This is a genomic window from Chryseobacterium urinae, assembly GCF_030518295.1.
Lineage (GTDB): Bacteria > Bacteroidota > Bacteroidia > Flavobacteriales > Weeksellaceae > Chryseobacterium > Chryseobacterium mucoviscidosis.
Genome location: NZ_JAULSJ010000004.1, coordinates 127,391 through 146,131, shown reverse-complemented (window position 1 = coordinate 146,131; position 18,741 = coordinate 127,391). Strand labels below are relative to the sequence as shown.

The 18,741-nt window shown below is 37.8% G+C and carries 20 protein-coding genes; 2 read left to right on the top strand and 18 right to left on the bottom strand.

The features are described from left to right. Positions 1-15: 15 nt before the first annotated feature. The 17 genes from QWT87_RS03935 to QWT87_RS03855 all read right to left on the bottom strand — a co-directional run bounded on the left by QWT87_RS03935 (position 16) and on the right by QWT87_RS03855 (position 15,878). A complete protein-coding gene (locus QWT87_RS03935; protein WP_076393035.1) occupies positions 16-1,401 on the bottom strand; it encodes an NADH-quinone oxidoreductase subunit N in 1,386 nt (461 codons plus the stop codon). 16 nt (positions 1,402-1,417) lie between these two features. Continuing rightward, the gene (locus tag QWT87_RS03930) at positions 1,418-2,911 is read right to left on the bottom strand and encodes a complex I subunit 4 family protein (protein WP_185206958.1); all 1,494 of its coding nucleotides are present in this window, start codon (positions 2,909-2,911) and stop codon (positions 1,418-1,420) included. Then, positions 2,911-4,824 carry an NADH-quinone oxidoreductase subunit L gene (nuoL, locus tag QWT87_RS03925; RefSeq protein WP_076393031.1) on the bottom strand — a complete coding sequence of 638 codons (1,914 nt, stop codon included), beginning with the start codon at positions 4,822-4,824 and terminating at the stop codon, positions 2,911-2,913. The genes QWT87_RS03930 and nuoL overlap by 1 nt, the downstream gene beginning before the upstream one ends. Positions 4,825-4,826: 2 nt before the next feature. Then, a complete protein-coding gene (nuoK, locus tag QWT87_RS03920; RefSeq protein ID WP_034703571.1) occupies positions 4,827-5,156 on the bottom strand; it encodes an NADH-quinone oxidoreductase subunit NuoK in 330 nt (109 codons plus the stop codon). A 4-nt stretch (positions 5,157-5,160) separates the two neighbouring features. Further along, positions 5,161-5,658: an NADH-quinone oxidoreductase subunit J family protein gene (locus tag QWT87_RS03915; RefSeq protein WP_076393029.1), complete on the bottom strand. Its 498-nt coding sequence runs from the start codon at positions 5,656-5,658 to the stop codon at positions 5,161-5,163. Continuing rightward, complete coding sequence (locus QWT87_RS03910) at positions 5,658-6,215, bottom strand: NuoI/complex I 23 kDa subunit family protein (protein WP_027380121.1); 558 nt, start codon at positions 6,213-6,215, stop codon at positions 5,658-5,660. Before QWT87_RS03910 ends, QWT87_RS03915 begins: the two co-directional genes overlap by 1 nt. 90 nt (positions 6,216-6,305) lie before the next feature. Then, positions 6,306-7,370: an NADH-quinone oxidoreductase subunit NuoH gene (nuoH, locus tag QWT87_RS03905; RefSeq protein ID WP_076393027.1), complete on the bottom strand. Its 1,065-nt coding sequence runs from the start codon at positions 7,368-7,370 to the stop codon at positions 6,306-6,308. 179 nt (positions 7,371-7,549) lie between these two features. Next, the gene (locus QWT87_RS03900) at positions 7,550-8,548 is read right to left on the bottom strand and encodes a 2Fe-2S iron-sulfur cluster-binding protein (RefSeq protein WP_302713805.1); all 999 of its coding nucleotides are present in this window, start codon (positions 8,546-8,548) and stop codon (positions 7,550-7,552) included. A gap of 42 nt (positions 8,549-8,590) precedes the next feature. Then, on the bottom strand, positions 8,591-9,475 hold the full coding sequence (locus QWT87_RS03895; protein WP_302713803.1) for a hypothetical protein: 885 nt from the start codon (positions 9,473-9,475) through the stop codon (positions 8,591-8,593). 1 nt (position 9,476) lies between these two features. After that, positions 9,477-10,835: an NADH-quinone oxidoreductase subunit NuoF gene (gene nuoF, locus QWT87_RS03890; RefSeq protein WP_076393023.1), complete on the bottom strand. Its 1,359-nt coding sequence runs from the start codon at positions 10,833-10,835 to the stop codon at positions 9,477-9,479. A gap of 102 nt (positions 10,836-10,937) precedes the next feature. After that, positions 10,938-11,447 carry an NADH-quinone oxidoreductase subunit NuoE family protein gene (locus QWT87_RS03885; RefSeq protein WP_302713800.1) on the bottom strand — a complete coding sequence of 170 codons (510 nt, stop codon included), beginning with the start codon at positions 11,445-11,447 and terminating at the stop codon, positions 10,938-10,940. A 138-nt stretch (positions 11,448-11,585) separates the two neighbouring features. Beyond that, positions 11,586-12,809, bottom strand: coding sequence for an NADH dehydrogenase (quinone) subunit D (nuoD, locus tag QWT87_RS03880; protein WP_076393019.1), 1,224 nt, complete (start codon positions 12,807-12,809; stop codon positions 11,586-11,588). Positions 12,810-12,873: 64 nt separating this feature from the next. Next, positions 12,874-13,368 (bottom strand): NADH-quinone oxidoreductase subunit C, encoded by a 495-nt coding sequence (locus QWT87_RS03875; RefSeq protein ID WP_076393017.1) that lies wholly within the window; start codon positions 13,366-13,368, stop codon positions 12,874-12,876. A 5-nt stretch (positions 13,369-13,373) separates the two neighbouring features. Continuing rightward, the gene (locus QWT87_RS03870) at positions 13,374-13,934 is read right to left on the bottom strand and encodes an NADH-quinone oxidoreductase subunit B (RefSeq protein WP_047397471.1); all 561 of its coding nucleotides are present in this window, start codon (positions 13,932-13,934) and stop codon (positions 13,374-13,376) included. Positions 13,935-14,038: 104 nt separating this feature from the next. Then, on the bottom strand, positions 14,039-14,410 hold the full coding sequence (locus QWT87_RS03865; RefSeq protein WP_027380112.1) for an NADH-quinone oxidoreductase subunit A: 372 nt from the start codon (positions 14,408-14,410) through the stop codon (positions 14,039-14,041). A gap of 121 nt (positions 14,411-14,531) precedes the next feature. After that, a complete protein-coding gene (locus QWT87_RS03860) occupies positions 14,532-14,708 on the bottom strand; it encodes a hypothetical protein (protein ID WP_302713782.1) in 177 nt (58 codons plus the stop codon). 42 nt (positions 14,709-14,750) lie between these two features. Next, complete coding sequence (locus QWT87_RS03855; RefSeq protein ID WP_087705831.1) at positions 14,751-15,878, bottom strand: GNAT family N-acetyltransferase; 1,128 nt, start codon at positions 15,876-15,878, stop codon at positions 14,751-14,753. 106 nt (positions 15,879-15,984) lie between these two features. On the opposite strand from QWT87_RS03855, the gene QWT87_RS03850 reads away from it, so the two are divergent. Together QWT87_RS03850 and QWT87_RS03845 are read left to right on the top strand one after the other, a co-directional pair. Continuing rightward, positions 15,985-16,674 (top strand): zinc metallopeptidase, encoded by a 690-nt coding sequence (locus tag QWT87_RS03850; protein WP_087705832.1) that lies wholly within the window; start codon positions 15,985-15,987, stop codon positions 16,672-16,674. A gap of 125 nt (positions 16,675-16,799) precedes the next feature. Further along, positions 16,800-17,915 (top strand): hypothetical protein, encoded by a 1,116-nt coding sequence (locus tag QWT87_RS03845; protein WP_302713778.1) that lies wholly within the window; start codon positions 16,800-16,802, stop codon positions 17,913-17,915. Positions 17,916-18,041: 126 nt separating this feature from the next. Here the strand turns inward: QWT87_RS03845 and QWT87_RS03840 are convergent, their stop codons facing one another. Continuing rightward, complete coding sequence (locus QWT87_RS03840; RefSeq protein ID WP_302713776.1) at positions 18,042-18,644, bottom strand: IMPACT family protein; 603 nt, start codon at positions 18,642-18,644, stop codon at positions 18,042-18,044. Between the last annotated feature and the right edge of the window lie 97 nt (positions 18,645-18,741).

Below are 18,741 nucleotides of genomic sequence, written 5' to 3'. Positions count from 1 at the left end.
TTTTAATATGATTTTTTATAATCCGAAAAGTCTTGCAAACAGATCCGGGAAAACGCCAAGAACAACGATTGAAGCAATAACAAATACTCCTACGATGTTGTACGTGATCGTTACTTTTTCTGAAGATTTAAATGTACTTTCTTTGAAGAAGAACATGGAAATAATCAGTCTTAAATAGTAAGCAATGGAAACTGCTGAACCTAAAACAGCAATCAAAACAAGGAAAACTCCGTGTTGAGAATTCATTGCCTGAGAAAATAAAGAGAATTTCCCCATGAAACCTGCAGTTAAAGGAATTCCAGCCATTGAAAGCATGGAAACTGATGCAGTAGTTGCCAATAAAGGTTCTGTTTTTGCCAATCCTTTGAACGCTCCGAAAGAGGTTTCTCTTTTCAGTTTTTCAACATAAATCAGACACATGAAAACTCCTACTGTCGCCAAAGCGTAAGCAAATAGATAGAAAGCCAAATTGTAAGTAGAAAGACTTGTCATTCCGAAGAATACCAAACCGATGTATCCTGCGTGAGAAACTGAAGAGTATGCCAACATTCTTTTAGCATTTGTCTGAGCCAGTCCCATAACGTTTGCCAAAAGCAATGTGATGATTAAAAATACCCCGAAAACATTGATCCAGTTTTCTGTAACTCCGCCAAATCCTATCGTCATTAATCTGAATAATGCGAAAAATCCTGAGATTTTTACCACACTCGCCATGAAAGCGGTGATTAATGAAGGCGCTCCGTAATAAACATCCGGACTCCACATATGGAAAGGTGCTAAAGCAACTTTAAATGCCAATGCGCAAAGAATCAGAAGAACGCCTAAGATGAACATCACATCTTTCGGGTTTGAAACTCCGAAGTCCTGAATTTTATATAAATCGAAACTTCCTACACTTCCGTAGATAAATGCGATCCCGAATAACAGGAAACCTGTTGCGAATGCACCCATCAGGAAATACTTGATGGAAGCTTCGTTGGATCTCAGATCTGTCTTGTTAGCACCCGCCATTACATATAAAGGAATAGAAAGAATTTCAACTCCTAAGAACAGCGTTACCATATTCTGATATCCGAAAAGGATAATCCCGCCACAAAGAGCGAAAAGCATTAAAGCATAGAGTTCAGACTGGTGGCTTCTGTGGTTGCTGAATGCAAAACCGCCCAGAAAGAATAACAATAATGTCGTTACGATTGATATTTTTGTGAATAGCGCAGTATTGGCGGTGTAGTCATACATATGTTTGTACTGTCCGAAGAAAGCACATTCCGGCATGAAACTTACCCATAATGCGATGATTAATCCCAAAATCCCAATGTATCTTGCGAATTTCCCTTGTTCAAAAACTCCTGAAAATAACGCAACAACTGCCGTTAGGAAAACAATAATTAAAACACTCATTTCTTAAAATATCAAATTAGCTTACCATTGATTGGTAGATAAACTTCAACGAACTATTCACCATTTCGATTATCGGTTGTGGGAAAATACCAAATACAATCACAAAAACCGCTAAACTTGCCAATACAGAGAATTCTACTGCAGAAAGATCTTTTACTGTGCTTAAAACAGCTTCATCACCCTGTCCGAACATTGCTTTTCCGTAGAATCTCAATAAATATACCGCACAAAGGATTACGGTAAGACCTGCAATTACTGCTGCCAATCCGTTAAAATCATACACCGATTTCAACAGGATAAATTCCCCGATGAATCCATTGGTCAACGGAACTCCCATTGAACCTAATATAATGATCAAGAATAATACGGCAAACTTAGGAGCAACTTTCGCCAAACCTCCCATTTGTCTGATATCTCTTGATTTAAATCTTTTGTATAATATATCACAGCAGTAGAACAGACCTACAACGTTAATACCGTGAGCGAAAGTCTGCACCAAAGCTCCTTCAGCACCTTCAATATTGAAGTTTCCTCTTAAGGTTATTACTGCCGAAGCAAAAATACCTGCCACCATTAATCCAACGTGAGAGAAAGAAGAATATGCAATAATTCTTTTCATATCAGTCTGGATGATCGCTATTAAAGCTCCGTGAACAATTCCCACAATAGCTAAGATAATCACAATCTGTCCTGAAATTCCTGCAATCGGAAGGGGAGTGATCGGTAAAAGATAACGCATAACTCCATAAATCGCCATTTTCAGCATGATCCCTGATAAAAGCATGGAACCTTGTGTTGGCGAATAGGTATACGTATCCGGCTGCCACGTGTGGAAAGGGAAAACCGGCAATTTCACTGCAAAAGCAAAGAAGATAAACCAGAATACAACGGTTTGTTGTGTTTCGTTTAACTGTGCATTATAAAGATCTGTCAGCGCAAAAGATGCAGAGTGATTGTATACATAAATCAATCCTGCTAACATGAATAATGATCCAACGAAGGTATAAACGAAGAATTTCGTAGTGAATTCAAATCTTTTATTTTCCTGACCCCAGATTCCGGCAATAAACCAGATCGGAATCAAAGTAACTTCCCAGAAAATGTAGAACAGCAAACCGTCCAGCGAAGTAAAAACTCCTACAAGACCGAACTGCATCAGCAGGATCAAACCGTAGAATGTATTTCTGTAGTTTACATTTTCATTAAAAGAAGATAAAATAATGATTGGCGCCAGAATATTGGTTAACAATAAAAGAAGCAGACTCATTCCATCGATTCCGAAATGAAGAGAGCTCTTCATGAATTGTGACCAAGGATAGTTGATCTCGTGCTGCAATACGCTGTCTACCGTAGGATTAAAATCAAAATCCGCAGTGATGTAGAAGGTAATCAGCATTTGTACCAACGCAATTCCCAGTGCCAAATATTTGCTGGATTTATCTTTCCATGCAAAAACTAATCCCGAACCTACCAGAGGTAATAGTAATAGTGTTAATAATAAACCAGACATTATTGTAATATAAAGTTAACAATCAGTATAATTCCCACAGCCAAAGACATGATTAAGATGTAATTCTCAACATTTCCGTTCTGGATACGCTTCATGGCTTTTCCGCTGTCTTCAGCTCCTTCACCTACGAAGTCCACAAAACGATCAAGAATACCTTTATCAAACATCTTTCCTCCGCGTCCTAATCCTTCAACAGTTTTTACAATTAATGCATTGTAAATTTCGTCAATGTATAATTTTTTAGCAGACAGTTTTTCCCATCCTGTATACTGCTGTTCCGGTAATGCCTGTTTTTTCTTATTCACATAAGTATTTTTAACAAGGAACCAAACGCAGAAGAACATTACAACTGTTGCTCCTAAAAGTATCATTTCAGTCCCAAACGGAACTCCCGAAAGAGTTGCTTCCATTTGTTTAAAGCTTTCCTCGGTAAGAACAGGCTTCAGCCATTCCATTAATTTGGCATAATGACCGTGACCGATGAAGTGAGGAAGGTTAATTAATCCACCCAAAACAGAAAGAACAGCCAGTACGATCAATGGTAATGTCATATTCGAAGGGCTTTCGTGTAAGTGGTGTTTTTGTTCTTCAGTACCTCTGAACTCTCCGTGGAAAGTAAGATAATACAATCTGAACATATAAGTAGCCGTAACAGCCGCTAAAACAAATAAAATTACCCAGTATACCGGATTTTTAGCAAAAGCTGCCACTAAAATTTCGTCTTTGGAAATCATCCCTGAAAGCAAAGGGAATCCTGAGATTGCCAATGTTCCGATAAGGAATGTAGCGTGTGTAATAGGAATGTACTTTTTCAGACCTCCCATGAAACGCATATCCTGTTCGTTGCTCATCGCGTGGATTACAGATCCTGCTCCCAAGAACAATAATGCCTTGAAGAAAGCGTGTGTCATTACGTGGAACATCGCTGTTGTATAAGCTCCAAGACCTAAAGCGATGAACATGAATCCTAGCTGAGAAACGGTGGAATATGCCAGTACTTTTTTGATGTCGTTCTGACGAAGTGCGTAGAATCCAGCTAAAGCTGCCGTTAAGAATCCGATGAATAAAATCACTCCCTGAACGGTAGGTGCCAAAGTAAATAAGAAGTTGGATCTTACCACTAAATAAATACCCGCCGTTACCATCGTTGCGGCGTGAATTAACGCTGAAACAGGAGTAGGTCCCGCCATCGCATCCGGTAACCATGTATATAATGGAACCTGAGCAGACTTACCGGTAGCACCGATAAATAAACTTGTTGTAATGAAAATGATTACCGTTCCGTCCAATTCAAATTTTCCTGCATTTTCTTTGATTGTTAAATAATCCACAGCATTCGTCTGTGAAGCTAACATGAAAATACCTATTAATAAAGCAAGGTCACCAATTCTGTTCATGATGAATGCTTTTCTTGCTGCTTTACCATACTCTTCGTTGGTGTACCAGAATCCGATCAGTAAGTAAGAGCACAATCCTACACCTTCCCATCCGATGAATAAGATTAAGTAATTGCTTCCCATTACCAATAACAACATAGAGAAGATAAACAGGTTCAGATAAGTGAAAAACTTATAGAAACCTTTATCGTGGCTCATATATCCGATAGAGTAGAGGTGAATTAAAGATCCGATCCCTGTGATGATCATCACCATCATTAATGATAACTGATCGATCTGGAACCCGAAATTAATCTGAACTCCATTTACTCTGAACCATTCAAAAGCTTTTACAATGACAGGCTGGCTTTCAGAATCAAAATTCATGAAAATACTTACTGCGATGCAGAAAGATGCAAAAACCATTGCTGTAGCTAAACTACCAACAACTATTTTTGGAAGATTTTTTCCGAAAAGTCCGTTTATAAGAAAACCTAAAAGTGGTAAAAGTATTATTGCATACACTAAATTTTCCATTCTTATCCTCTTAATTTATTAAATATACTTACATCAACAGAACGGGTATTTCTATACAGCATAGCAATAATTGCCAGACCTACCGCTACTTCCGCAGCAGCAACCACCATAATGAAGAAAACTAAAAGTTGTCCGTCGCCGTTACCTTTATATGCAGAAAACGCAGCCAGTAAAAGGTTTACAGAATTCAGCATAAGCTCTACACAACCCAAAATAACAATCGCGTTTTTTCTCAGCAATACTCCTAAAACTCCCAAACAGAACAGTACTGATGAAAGTATGATGAAATAATTCAGAGGGACGCTTTGTATAAATGTATTTACTTCTCCCATAATTTTATAGATCTTTTTTACCGATTAATACCGCACCTACAATACCTGCCAAAATAAGGATGGATGCAAGCTCAAACGGCAAAACATATTCATTAAACAAAAGTCTTCCCAGATTTTTCGTCAGACCAACTCCGTTGTCTACATTTTCAACAACGATCTGATTCTGCTGAACACCTCTGAAAACGCCTAAAACTCCAATTAACAAAAGTCCTGCTGTAAAAACTCCGGCAAATTTTAAAGTATTGCCCTTCTTACTTTCGTCTTGTTTATTAAGGTTAAGCATCATTAGTATGTAAAGGAACAATACCATGATCGCTCCGGCATACACAATAATCTGGATAATCGCAAGGAACTGTGCATTCAGAAGGATGTACATGCCCGCAATAGAGAACATTGTAACAATTAATGACAAAACAGCGTACAGAGGATTTCTCGCAAAAACGAAGTAAACCGCACTTGCCACTGCTAAAAACGCCACCAAGAAAAATAAAAACTGATCCATTATTTTACCGCATTTTTTTGTTTCTCGGATTGTCTTTCTGTGATGTCAATCCTTTCATTTATTTTTTCTACCAATTTATCTTTTCCGTAAATGAAAGAACCTCTGTTGGTTTCCACGTCTACCAATCTGTCGGTAAGATAGATCGCAGATTTCGGACAGGCTTCTTCACACATACCACAGAAAATACATCTCAGCATATTAATTTCATATACCGATGCATATTTTTCTTCTCTGTAAAGATGCTTTTCTTCCTTGGTTCTCTCTGCAGCAGTCATGGTAATTGCTTCTGCAGGACATGCCACCGCACAAAGTCCGCAAGCCGTACATCTTTCTCTGCCTTCCTCGTCTCTTTTCAAAACGTGCTGACCTCTCCAGATTTCTGCTCTCGGTTTCTGTACTTCCGGATATGAGTATACTGCGGGAGCCCCTTTCAATACGGTTCTTACAGCATGCTTAAATGTAATCCCCATTCCTGTAAAAATCGCAGGTAAGTAGATTTTTTCAGCAAGGGTCATTTCTTTATTAGAAACAACTTTTGATCTGTTCGTAAGTTTCATTTTTTTATTATTAAATGTTAGAAGATGGAAGCCGGGAGATGGAAGTTGATCGCATCATCGCATTTTCACATCAGCTCATTTTCAAATTAATTAATTTCCAAATGCTAAAATTACAGCTCCTGTAACCAGCAGGTTAACCAATGCCATTGGAATTAAAGTTTTCCATCCTAAGTGCATTAATTGGTCATATCTGAATCTCGGAAGTGTCCATCTGATCCACATAAAGATCAGAATTCCGATGATGGTTTTAATTAAAAACGCCACAATACTCAAAATTCCGGCTGTATTTTCTCCCCAGTTCTGAGTAACCCATTCAATTCCGGGATAATTGTAACCTCCGAAGAACAGAACAACCATGAAAGCATTGGAAATAAACATATTCACGTATTCACCGAACATATACAATCCTAATTTCATGGAAGAATACTCCGTAGAATATCCTGTTACCAATTCAGATTCACACTCAGGTAAATCGAAAGGGTGTCTGTTGGTTTCTGCCAAAGCTGCTACAATAAATACTAAGAAAGCAATCGGTTGGTAGAAAATATTCCAGTTAAGTCCCGAAACCCAAGGAATGAATCCCCACAGTTTTCCGTTTGTCTGGCTTTCCGTAATTTCTTTTAAATCTAAACTTCCCGTCATCATAATGATGGAAAGCAAAGCCAATCCCATTGCTAATTCATAAGAAATCATCTGAGAAGAAGCACGGATCGCACCTAATAATGAATATTTGTTGTTAGAAGCCCAACCTCCGATCATAATTCCGTAAACTCCGATGGAAGCCATTCCGATGATGAAAAGTACTCCGACATCGATGTTTGCCACCTGAAGATCATAAGACGTACCTGCAATATTTAAACTTTTACCCCAGGGAATAACAGCTCCTGTAATTAATGAAATAAACATTACCAAAGCCGGTCCCAGTACGAAAAGGAATTTTTCTGCATTCGCAGGGGTAAAATCTTCTTTAAAGAAAAACTTTCCACCGTCGGCTAAAGGCTGAAGCAATCCGAAAGGTCCTGATCGGTTGGGACCAATTCTGTCCTGCATAATAGAAGCAACTTTTCTTTCTGCCCAGGTAGAGTAGGCTGCAATCGTTAACGAAAGCAGGAAAAGCGCAAATACAAGTATAAGTTTAAATGTAAGTAAATCCATTTTTTATTTTAAATGTTTTGAAGATGGGAGCTGGGAGCTGGAAGTTTATCACATCGTGGCATCAACTCTTCATCACATTACCAATTTATTTTATTTTTTAACGATTTTAAAGTTAAAAGCAGAAGCGGAATATTTTACGGTTATAAACCTCCATCTTCCATCTTCAGACATCCAACTTCTTATTTTTCGTCTTTTTCACTGATTTCCTTTGCCATCGGATTATCTAAAACTCTTAGTTCATCTTTAGGCTTTTCGTAGTGGTTCAATGAAATTACTGAATGTCTGTCGATGTGTCTCGGACCTTCAATATTCCAGTCAGAAAGCTCTTTTCTGTCGAAACGGCAGGTGTCGCAGATAAATTCTTCAACTTCTCCCCACTGGTCTTTTCTTGCGGTAACTCTCACGATTTCGTCACCTTTCATCCAGACTACGGCTTTTCCGGAACATTTATCACATTTGCAGGTAGCGTTCATTGGTTTTGTAAACCATACTCTGCTTGAAAAACGTGCTGTTCTGTCGGTTAATGCTCCTACAGGACAAACGTCGATTACGTTTCCGATGAAATCATTATCCAGAGCTTTATTTAAGTAGGTTGAAATTTCAGCGTGATCTCCTCTGAACAAAATTCCGTGTTCTCTTTCTCCGGTTAACTGGTTTGCAGCGAGTACACATCTTGCACAAAGAATACAACGGTTCATATTCAGTTTGATGTGAGGACCCAAATCGTCTGCTTCATGTGTATTTCTTTCGAATTCCGTTCTGGTTTCAAGATTTCCGTGCTCGTACCCTAAATCCTGAAGATGACATTCTCCTGCCTGATCGCAGATAGGGCAGTCTAACGGATGGTTTACCAAAAGGAATTCCGTAACTGCTTTTCTTCCTTCCTGAGCTTTTTCAGAAGTAAGATTTTTTACTTCCATCCCATCCATAACGTTGGTTCTGCAGCTTGCCACCAATTTCGGCATAGGACGCGGATCTGCTTCAGACCCTTTGGAAACTTCCACAAGGCAGGTTCTGCATCTTCCGCCGCTGGTTTCCAGTTTGCTGTAGTAGCACATTGCAGGAGGTACAGATTTTCCGCCGATTTGTCTTGCAGCTTCCAGAATAGAAGTACCCGGCAAAACTTCAGTAGTCTGTCCGTCTATCGTTATTTTGAATTTTTTAACCTCTTCGCTCATATTCTATGCTTTTCGCTTTTGCCTTAGCAATTAAGCTCTGTTTTAATTATACTTTTTTGTATTAAATGTATATCCGATTCCGGCAAGAACCTGTCCGAAAACAAAATCCTGTCTGGCTTTATCCGGTTTATTATTTAATGTCGTTTTAATGTCCCACATATTGATGTATCCGGCTTTTACTTCTGCTCTCAGCATCCAGTTTTTCCAGAATACAAGGTTAAGACTGGATCTTAAATCGGTTCCCATTCCGGCAACGTGAAAACGGTCGCTTCTCTCGTTACCAAAAAGCTTTACATTACTTTTCGGAAACATAAACCCGATTCCGGCTCCGTAAGACCATACCAGATCGATGTTCTTTTTATGAACCAGATTTTTATATTTTTCAAGTCCTACGTTTTCATAATTTAATCCGTCTGTATGCTCAAAAGTAAGGAACTTTTCATCGGCAAGATTTACCTGCCCATTCTGTACCATGGCTGCATATTTCGGATCTGAAATATTTCCTGAAAACCCAACCGTCTGATCCTGGTTCATTACATATTTCATATGATCAATTCCTAAAACCAAAGCTAAATTATCTTTAATAAAATAACCAAGTCTGAAATTATACTGGGTCACTGTAAACCAGCTTGGATCGAAATAAACAATTCCGAATTTAGTTGGTCTGTCTTTCGCAGAGACATTATTCAACTGAAAATCATAACCGTTTCCCGAGAAATGAATGTCAGAATTGCTGTAAGCCGCTCTGTTCCATCCGTAGAAAACGAAAACCTGACCTTTTTTGCTTAAGGGTAAAGGTTTTTCTTTTTTTTCAGCTTTGTATGGAGTCGCCTCTAGTTTATATTTTTTTTCTTCTAATGTATCTTTTTTTACCTGTCCGAAAACAAAACCCGACATCATTAGACCTACTGCCAATATTTTTTTCATCTTAAGCATTCTTCTCAACTGCAGGAATCGGATCTGCATAATGTGCCAATCCGTAGTTCTGAGTCTGTGATAACTCAGGGTTTTTAATGTGCCATTCGAATTCATCTCTGAAGTGACGAATAGCCGCTGCAACAGGCCATGCTGCTGCATCACCTAACGGACAAATTGTGTTTCCTTCGATTTTTCTTTGGATATCCCAAAGTAGATCGATGTCTTCCATTTTTCCTTCTCCTTTCTCGATTTTCTTTAAAATCTTATACATCCATCCCGTTCCTTCACGGCAAGGGGTACATTGTCCGCAACTTTCGTGATTGTAAAATCTCGCTAAAGTCATGGTATGTTCTACGATACACTGATCTTCATCCAAAACAATGAATCCTCCTGAACCCATCATGGTTCCGGTAGCAAATCCACCGTCAGCCAAAGATTCGTAGTTCATGTATCGAGGTTCTCCGTTTACGGTTTTTAATAATAAATTAGCCGGAACAATCGGAACAGAGCTTCCTCCCGGAATACAGGCTTTTAATCTTTTCCCGTCTTTAATTCCTCCGCAATATTCTTCAGAGTAAATGAATTCTTCAACCGTAATGGTCATGTCGATTTCATACACTCCGGGTTTGTTGATGTTTCCACAGGCAGAAATTAATTTTGTTCCTGTAGATCTTCCAACTCCTATTTTAGCATATTCAGCACCTGTAATTTCAATGATCGGAACAACGGCCGCAATAGATTCAACGTTATTCACTACCGTTGGTCTTTCCCAAAGTCCTTTTACAGCAGGGAATGGCGGTTTCAGTCTCGGATTTCCTCTTTTACCTTCAAGAGATTCAAGCAATGCGGTTTCTTCACCACAGATGTATGCTCCACCACCTCTCTGAACGTAAATTTCACAATCGAAACCGGTTCCTAAAATATTTTTACCTAAAAATCCTGCTGCCTTTGCTTCTTCAATAGCTTCTTCAAGAATATCAGGAATCCATGAGTATTCTCCACGGATGTAGATATAGGAAACATTTGAACCTAAACAGTATGATGAAATAAGCATTCCTTCGATCAGTAAGTGAGGAAGAAACTCCATCAGATATCTGTCTTTGAACGTTCCCGGTTCAGACTCATCGGCATTTACAACAAGGTGTCTCGGAACGCCTTCCGGTTTTGCAAGGAAGCTCCATTTCATTCCTGTTGGGAATCCTGCTCCACCACGTCCACGAAGTCCTGAAGCTTTTACTTCTTCAAGAATTTCGTCAGGAGTCATTTTTAAGGCTTTTTCAGCAGCTTCGTAACCTCCGTTTTTACGGTAGGTTTCAAAGTAGCGGATGCCTTCAATATGTGCGTTTTTAAGTAAAAGTTTTTTACTCATTGTTATTTGCTTCTTGCAATAGGCTTTTGGCTTCTTGCATTAATTATGATTAAACGTTAAGTGAATAATTTAAAATCTAAAATGTAGAATTTAAAATTTCTATTAGTCTAAAGCGATTTGTCCTTCTCTGCAAAGATCAAGGATTTCGTCTACTTTTTCTATCGTTAAATTTTCATGGAAAAATTTTCCAAGCTGCATCATCGGAGCATATCCACAAGCTCCCAAACATTCAGCAGGTTTTAAAGTAAACATTCCGTCTTCCGTAGTCTGTCCGTCTTTAATGTTCAGTTTTGTACGGATATGGTCTAGGATTTTTTCACTTCCCGAAACCATACAAGGTCCGGTTCTGCAAACTTCCAGAACATATTTACCTACCGGCTTCATGTTGAACATGGTGTAGAAAGTAGCTACTTCATAAACTTCGATAGGTTTGATACTCAATAATTCTGCAACATAATCCATTACCGGAACGTCTAACCAGCCTCCGAATTCTTTCTGTGCCAAATGAAGTACAGGGATAAGGGCAGATTTTTGTCTTCCTTCAGGATATCTTGCGATGATTTTGTGTACCTGTTCTAAAATTTCCGGTTTAAAAGCTATTGTTTCGCTCATATTTAAAGATTTTAGATTTTAGATTTTAGATTTTAGATGAAAATCTTAGTTCTAAAAATCTTATCAATTTTGATATTAATTTATATTTAAAGAGTTTAGATTAATTTAAAATTTATAATCCAAAATCTATAATTTCTTTTATGCGTCCAATTCTCCCGCAATAATATTCATACTACACATCGTAACGATCGCATCTGAAATTACAGAACCTGTAATCATCTCAGGATATGCCTGATAGTAGATGAAACAAGGTCTTCTGAAATGCAGTCGGTAAGGGCTTCTTCCGCCATCACTCACAAGATAGAAACCTAATTCTCCGTTTCCGCCTTCTACTGCATGATATACTTCTCCTTTCGGTACATCTGTTTCTCCCATTACAATTTTGAAATGGTAAATCAGTGCTTCCATTTTCTTGTAGACATCTGCCTTTTCAGGAAGATAGAAATCCGGAACATCCGCGTGGAATGGTCCTTCAGGAAGGTTTTCGTATGCTTGTTTGATGATTTTAATAGATTCCCAGATTTCCTGCTGACGAACCATGAAACGGTCGTAGGTATCTCCGGAAGTTCCTACCGGAATGATAAAGTCGAAATCCTGGTAAGAAGAATAAGGCTGCGCAACTCTCACGTCATAATCCACACCTGTTGCACGTAAATTCGGACCTGTGAAACCATAGCTTAATGCTCTTTCTGCAGAAATAGATCCTGCTCCGATGGTTCTGTCCATAAAGATTCTGTTTCTTTCTAATAATGTACAGAATTCTTTGAATCTTGGCGGGAACGTTTTAAGGAAATCCTTTAATAACTCATGGAATTTTGGAGTGAAATCTCTTTCAAAACCTCCGATTCTTCCCATATTGGTCGTCATTCTCGCTCCGCAGATCTGCTCATACATATCGTAGATACGTTCTCTTTCGATGAACATATAGGTAAGACCGGTAATTGCTCCGGAGTCCATTCCTGTTACACCGTTACAGATTAGGTGATCTCCGATTCTCGCAAGCTCCATTAAAATAACACGCATGTAGTCTACACGTTTTGGAACTTCAACGCCGATCAGTTTTTCAACCGTCATGTGCCAACCTAAATTGTTAATCGGCGCAGAACAGTAGTTCATACGGTCGGTAAGGGTAGTGATCTGAGAGTAGTTTCTTCTTTCAGAAATTTTCTCAAATGCTCTGTGGATATATCCCACAGTCTGCTCTGCATGAAGGATTCTTTCTCCGTCCATCGTTAAGATATTCTGAAAAATACCGTGCGTTGCAGGGTGGGTAGGTCCTAAATTGAGGGTGTATAACTGTCCGTCAATCTGTTCCTTACTTTCGTATTGGTTGAGTATATTAGATAATGAGTTATCTTTCATAATGATTGCTTTTAGCTATTTGCTTCTGGCTATTGGCTCGCTGCCATTGGTGCCATTCGCTTTTTTATCTTCCGAACATGCTGTCGTTCTTGTCTGTTCTTGTTCCGTCTTCCAGACGATATTCTTTCAGCATCGGGTGGTAACCAAGATCTTCCATATTTAAAATAGGTCTCAGATCCGGATGTCCTTTAAATTTGATTCCGTAGAAATCATACGTTTCTCTTTCCATCCAGTTGGCTCCTGCATACAATTCCACTAAAGAATCTACTTCGATGTTTTCTCTGGACATGAATATTTTCAGACGTAATCTGAAGTTCGTCATCATGTTGTGCAGGTGATAAACCACACCGATTTCCTTTTCCGGAAACTCAGGATAATGGATTCCGCATACATCGGTAAGGAAATTGATTTCCAGTGATGAATCTTTCAGATAGTGAACGATTTTTTTCAGATCTTCCTTCTTTACTTCAATCGTCAACATTCCATAAGGCTCTGAACTTGCAATAACAGACTCCGGAAATTCTCTTGTAATTGCTTCTAATACGAATTCGTTTGTCATTTCCGTTAGTTGCTAATGTTGTAAGAATCTAGTAATTTCTGGTATTCAGGCATATCTCTTCTTCTGATGCTTTCGCTTTCCGCCAAAGCCTGAACCTGCATTACACCTTCAATAATCTGTTCCGGTCTCGGAGGACATCCCGGAACGTAAACGTCTACCGGAATAATTTTATCAATACCCTGTAAAACAGAATACGTATCAAAAATACCACCGCTGGAAGCACAGGCTCCAACTGCAACCACCCATTTCGGCTCTGCCATCTGAGTGTACACTTCTTTAAGTACTGGTCCTAATTTTTTGGATATCGTTCCGCAAACCATTAACATATCTGCCTGTCTTGGGGAGAAAGAGTTTCTTTCCATACCAAATCGGGAAGCATCATACGTTGGATTCAGGGTAGCCATAAACTCGATACCGCAACAAGAGGTTGCAAATGGTAACGGCCAAAGAGAGAATTTTCTTGCCATCCCGATTACACTGCTCAGTTTCGTTGCGAAAAAACCTTCTCCTTCAAATCCTTCCGGAGCCGGTGCATCTGTTCTTATTACTGGTTTGTTATCTGACATTTTAGTAGATTTTAGATTTTAAATTTTAGATTCTAAATTATTGTTAATGTTAACTTTAATCGAAAATCACCATCTAAAATTTGTAATTTAAAATTTATAATTTCTTATTTATCCCAATCTAAAGCGCCTCTTTTCCATACATAGAAAAATGCCATGAAGAAGATCGCTACGAATGTAAGAACGGCAAGGAATCCTTCCATTCCGAATTCTCTGAAGTTTACCGCGTACGGATAAAAAAATACGATTTCAATATCGAATAATACGAATAATACCGCCGTCAAAAAGTACTTAATGGAAAACGGTGTTCTTGCATTTCCTTCTACCGGGACTCCACACTCCCAGCTCTGGTTTTTTACAGAATTTCCTTTTTTCTGTTTCGGACCTAAAAAATGCGCTCCAAGCAAAGAAATGGCTACGAAACCGATCGCAACACCTGCTTGTATAAGGATTGGAATATAACTTTCAGGTAAATTCATTTTTGCATTATTATCTCAATTTGCAAATTTAGCGAATAAACAAGAAAGCATGAAATTTATGAGGTTAAAAGTAGCTTGAAAATGGATAAAACGGATAATTTAGAATCATTAAAAATAACGATTATTTTTTCATTTTTCTGATGAGAGAATATGCCATAAAGGAAATATAGGCAAAAAGGAGACTTGCGTAGATAATATTCACTGCTGTATTGGTTCTGTCGTCCGCCAACTGGAAAAATAAATTGTATGCAATAAATCCGACAATTAAAATTCCGAAAATGATGAGTTGTGGTTTCATATTTTAAAACTTACAATAAGTCTACTTTTTGATGATGAAAAATTATTTGATTTCCAGAGCGTAGGTTCTCCTTCTTTTATGGTTCACGGGATTGTAATCCTGCCAAAGAAGCTGAATGCTTTTGTTCTCTTCTAATTCCGGATTGGTTTCCAGATATTTCACTCCTTTTTTATTGAAGATGTCCCAGATTTCTTTAAAAATAATGGACGTTACACCGCGTCTCTGATAATCAGGATGAATTCCGATCAGGTAAAAATTAGCCCTGTCGTTTTTCTTTCCTGCCTGTAAAAAATGCCACCATCCGAAAGGAAGCAGTTTTCCTTTGGATTTTTGCAGAGCTTTTGAATAGGAGGGCATTGTAATGGCAAAAGAAACCAGATTGTTATTTTCATCTGCGATACACACGATGAAATCTTTATCTATTAAAGGGAAATATTTCTCTTTGTAGGTTTTTCGCTGTTCATCTGAAATAGGAGTGTAGGTAGAAAGGTGCTTGTACGTTTCATCCAGCAGATCAAACATCGCATCCACATACTGCAGAATTTCTTCTTTAGATTTAAATCTTAGAACTTTCAGATGGTATTTCTGGGAAATCAGTTCGTTGAATTTGTAAATTTTCTCCGGAAGGGAATCCGGGAACATAATTTCAAATTCCACCCATTCCTTTTCTTTGGTTAAACCCAGTTTTTCCAGATGTTGAGGATAATACGCATGATTGTAGATTCCGATCATCGTTGCCAGTTTATCGAAGCCCAAAGTCAGCATTCCGGCTTTATCAAGGTTCGTGAAACCCATTGGTCCTTCAATCTTTCCGATGTTTTTTTCTTTGGCGTACTCAACTGCCTTTCCGATGAGTGCCTGAGAAACTTTTTCATCATCAATAAAATCAATCCAGCCAAAGCGTACTTTCTTTATCCCTAGTTCGCGTTCTTCCTTATGATTGATCATTAAGGCAATTCTTCCGACGATTTTATTATTCTGATAGGCAAGAAACTGTTTGGCTTCAGAGTATTGCAGTGCCGGATTTTCCTTCGTACTCCATATTTTAATCTCATCATTAATAAGAGCCGGAACGTAATACGGATTGTTTTTGTACAGATCCATGGGAAATCTTACGAATTGCTTTAGCTGATCGCTGTTTTTTACCTCAATAACTGAAATTTCTGACATGATTCTTTCGTGAAATTATGGAACAAATATAGCTAAATTAATACAATACTTTGGCACAGTTTTTACATCATATGGGATGAAAAGTATATTATAAAAGATTACAGAGATGAATGGTTATTATTTGATTATTATTGTTTCGATGGCGGTAAGCTGGTTTGTTTCATGGAGGCTGAAATCGAAATTCGAAGAATATTCTAAAGTCTATCTTAGAAACGGACTTTCAGGAAAAGAAATTGCGGAAAAAATGCTGAGAGACAACGGAATTAATGACGTACAGGTAATGTCGGTTCCGGGACAGTTAACAGATCATTATAATCCCGAAAATAAAACAGTTAACCTATCCGAAGCGGTGTATATGCAGAGGAACGCAGCAGCAGCGGCTGTTGCAGCTCATGAATGCGGTCATGCCGTTCAGCATAAAGTAGGATATTCTATGTTACAGCTTCGTTCTAAATTGGTTCCGGTGGTAAGCATAAGTTCCAACCTGATGCAGTTTGTCATTATGGGAGGGCTTGTTATCATGGCATTAAGCGGAAGTAAACTTGTTCTTACAATAGGAGTGATTATGTTTGCTTTTACAACGCTTTTCGCATTTGTGACGCTTCCGGTGGAATATGATGCAAGCAACAGAGCGATGAAATGGCTTCGTGATACAGGCACGGTAACAACGGAAGAGTATGTAGGCGTAAAAGACAGTCTGAAATGGGCAGCAAGAACATATGTGGTGGCTGCGATCGGATCTTTGGTACAGCTTCTTTATTTTGCTTCCTTATTAATGGGCGGAAGAAGGGATTAATCTTCAAATGTAAACGAAACATATCGCATCTCGGATCGTTTGTCCGAGATGTTTTTTTTGTGCAATAAATGATGTTCTATATTCAATTGAAATTAATATTTTTATGAAATAATCAGGAAACATCAATGCGCGATAATTATGAATTAGAAAAGCAAACCAACTATTTAATCAAGGGCATCGCTTTTTTCTGGTTTTTAACCAAAATTGGGAGCTATAAAACTTGGATTACAGAAAGAGTATATCCTGTAATTCCCCCAATAAGCAGTTTAGAAAACATTCCTGCTTTTGTGCATCAGTTTTTATTCGGAGCTTCTCTATCTGCATTATTGCTTGTTGTATGTATTAAACCCAACAGATGGTTGCTTGTTGTTTTATTTTTATTAGAAGCAATGAGCTGTTCTTTGGATACGGTGAGATGGCAGCCTTGGGAATATATGTATCTGTGTTTTTTGCTCTTGGTCATTCTTAATTTCTACAAACGTGAAAATATTTTAATATTTGGTCATTTATTTTTAGTGTCGGTCTATATTTTCAGTGGTCTTCATAAATTCAGTCGCAGTTTCCTTTCTTTGGTATGGCTCAATATGTTTTTAAGGGATTTTCTTGGCTTGTCGATGGATTTTATTTTAAAGTATAAGCTTTTTTTTGTGGGCTTATTCATTCCTTTTGTAGAAGTTCTTTTAGCATTACTATTATTGTTTTCAAAGTCAAAGAGAGTGATTAGTTATCTATTAATAGGTATGCACGTAAGCATTCTTATTTTTATCGGACCATTCGGGCTGAAATATAATTCAATAGTCTGGCTCTGGAATTTTGCCATGATATTTATTTTAGGCATTATCTATTCAAAACCCATGGAAGGTCTTAATAAGAAAACCATTGCCACAAATGCATTGTTTTTGGTACTGTGGTTTGTACTGCCTGTTTTTAGTTTCTGGGGGAGTTGGTATCAGTATTTTTCATTTAATTTATATTCCAGAAAAGGCTATCAAATGAATATCTGTATTTCACAAAATGTAAAAGAATTAAAACCGTATTTTGAAGCTGAACCCAATAATTTTTGTAAAGGAAGTCGGTATATAAATTTACAGGAGTGGGCGTTTAAAGAAATAAAATCGGCACCGATTCCGGAAATTGAAATTCAACGGAAGATCGCAGTTTATTTGAAGAAAAAATATCAGAAAAAGAATATTCAAATTATACTTTATAACAGGGAAGAAAATAAAATGATAAAACTTTGATCTTAATTGATCTGATTATGATATAATAACATTACAAAAATATCAATACGAATTGCCTTTACCTAAACTTATCATCAATTTCAGTTGAAGCCATTTTTTGATTTGCAATCTTTACGTGAATTCCTTTTAATTGAGCACTTTATATTCCACAAATTGCATATTGATTAAGGATTCCAAAATTTCATCTTTGTGTCTTAATTTTATTTTTGCTGAAATTATTGCTCTTTCCTGTGCATCAAAATTGATGATTTTCGCGTCATACTTAGACAGCAAAGTAAAAATTATATTCTGCTGATTAAAATTAAACTGAATCTCAATAGTCGTTTCAAGCTCTTTTGTAATGATATTTGCTTCTTCCAGTGTAATTTTTGCCGATTCTTTATACGCTTTTACCAAACCGGAAACCCCCAGTTTTGTGCCGCCGTAATAACGTACGGAAATAACCAGAACATTGGTGATTTCATGTGCTAATAACTGGTTATAAATGGGCAGTCCTGCACTTCCGGAAGGTTCTCCGTCGTCATTTGCCCGATAGTTTTCTCCGTTAAGTCCCATTCTGAAAGCATAGCAATGATGCGTTGCCTTCTGATGTTCTGCACGGATTTTTTCCAAAGCGTGTTTCAGTTCTTCCTCATTGTTCACGGGAAATGCAAAACCCAGAAATTTACTTCCCTTTTCTTTTAATAAAGTATTTTCTACCGGAGATTCTATCGTTTTAAAATTGAACATATATAATGAGGAAAGATATTTTTTCGAATGTTAGAATAATTGTTCAAAGGTAAAATTTTTTTAAGAAAAGTCCCGTAAACAGACAACAAAAAAGAGA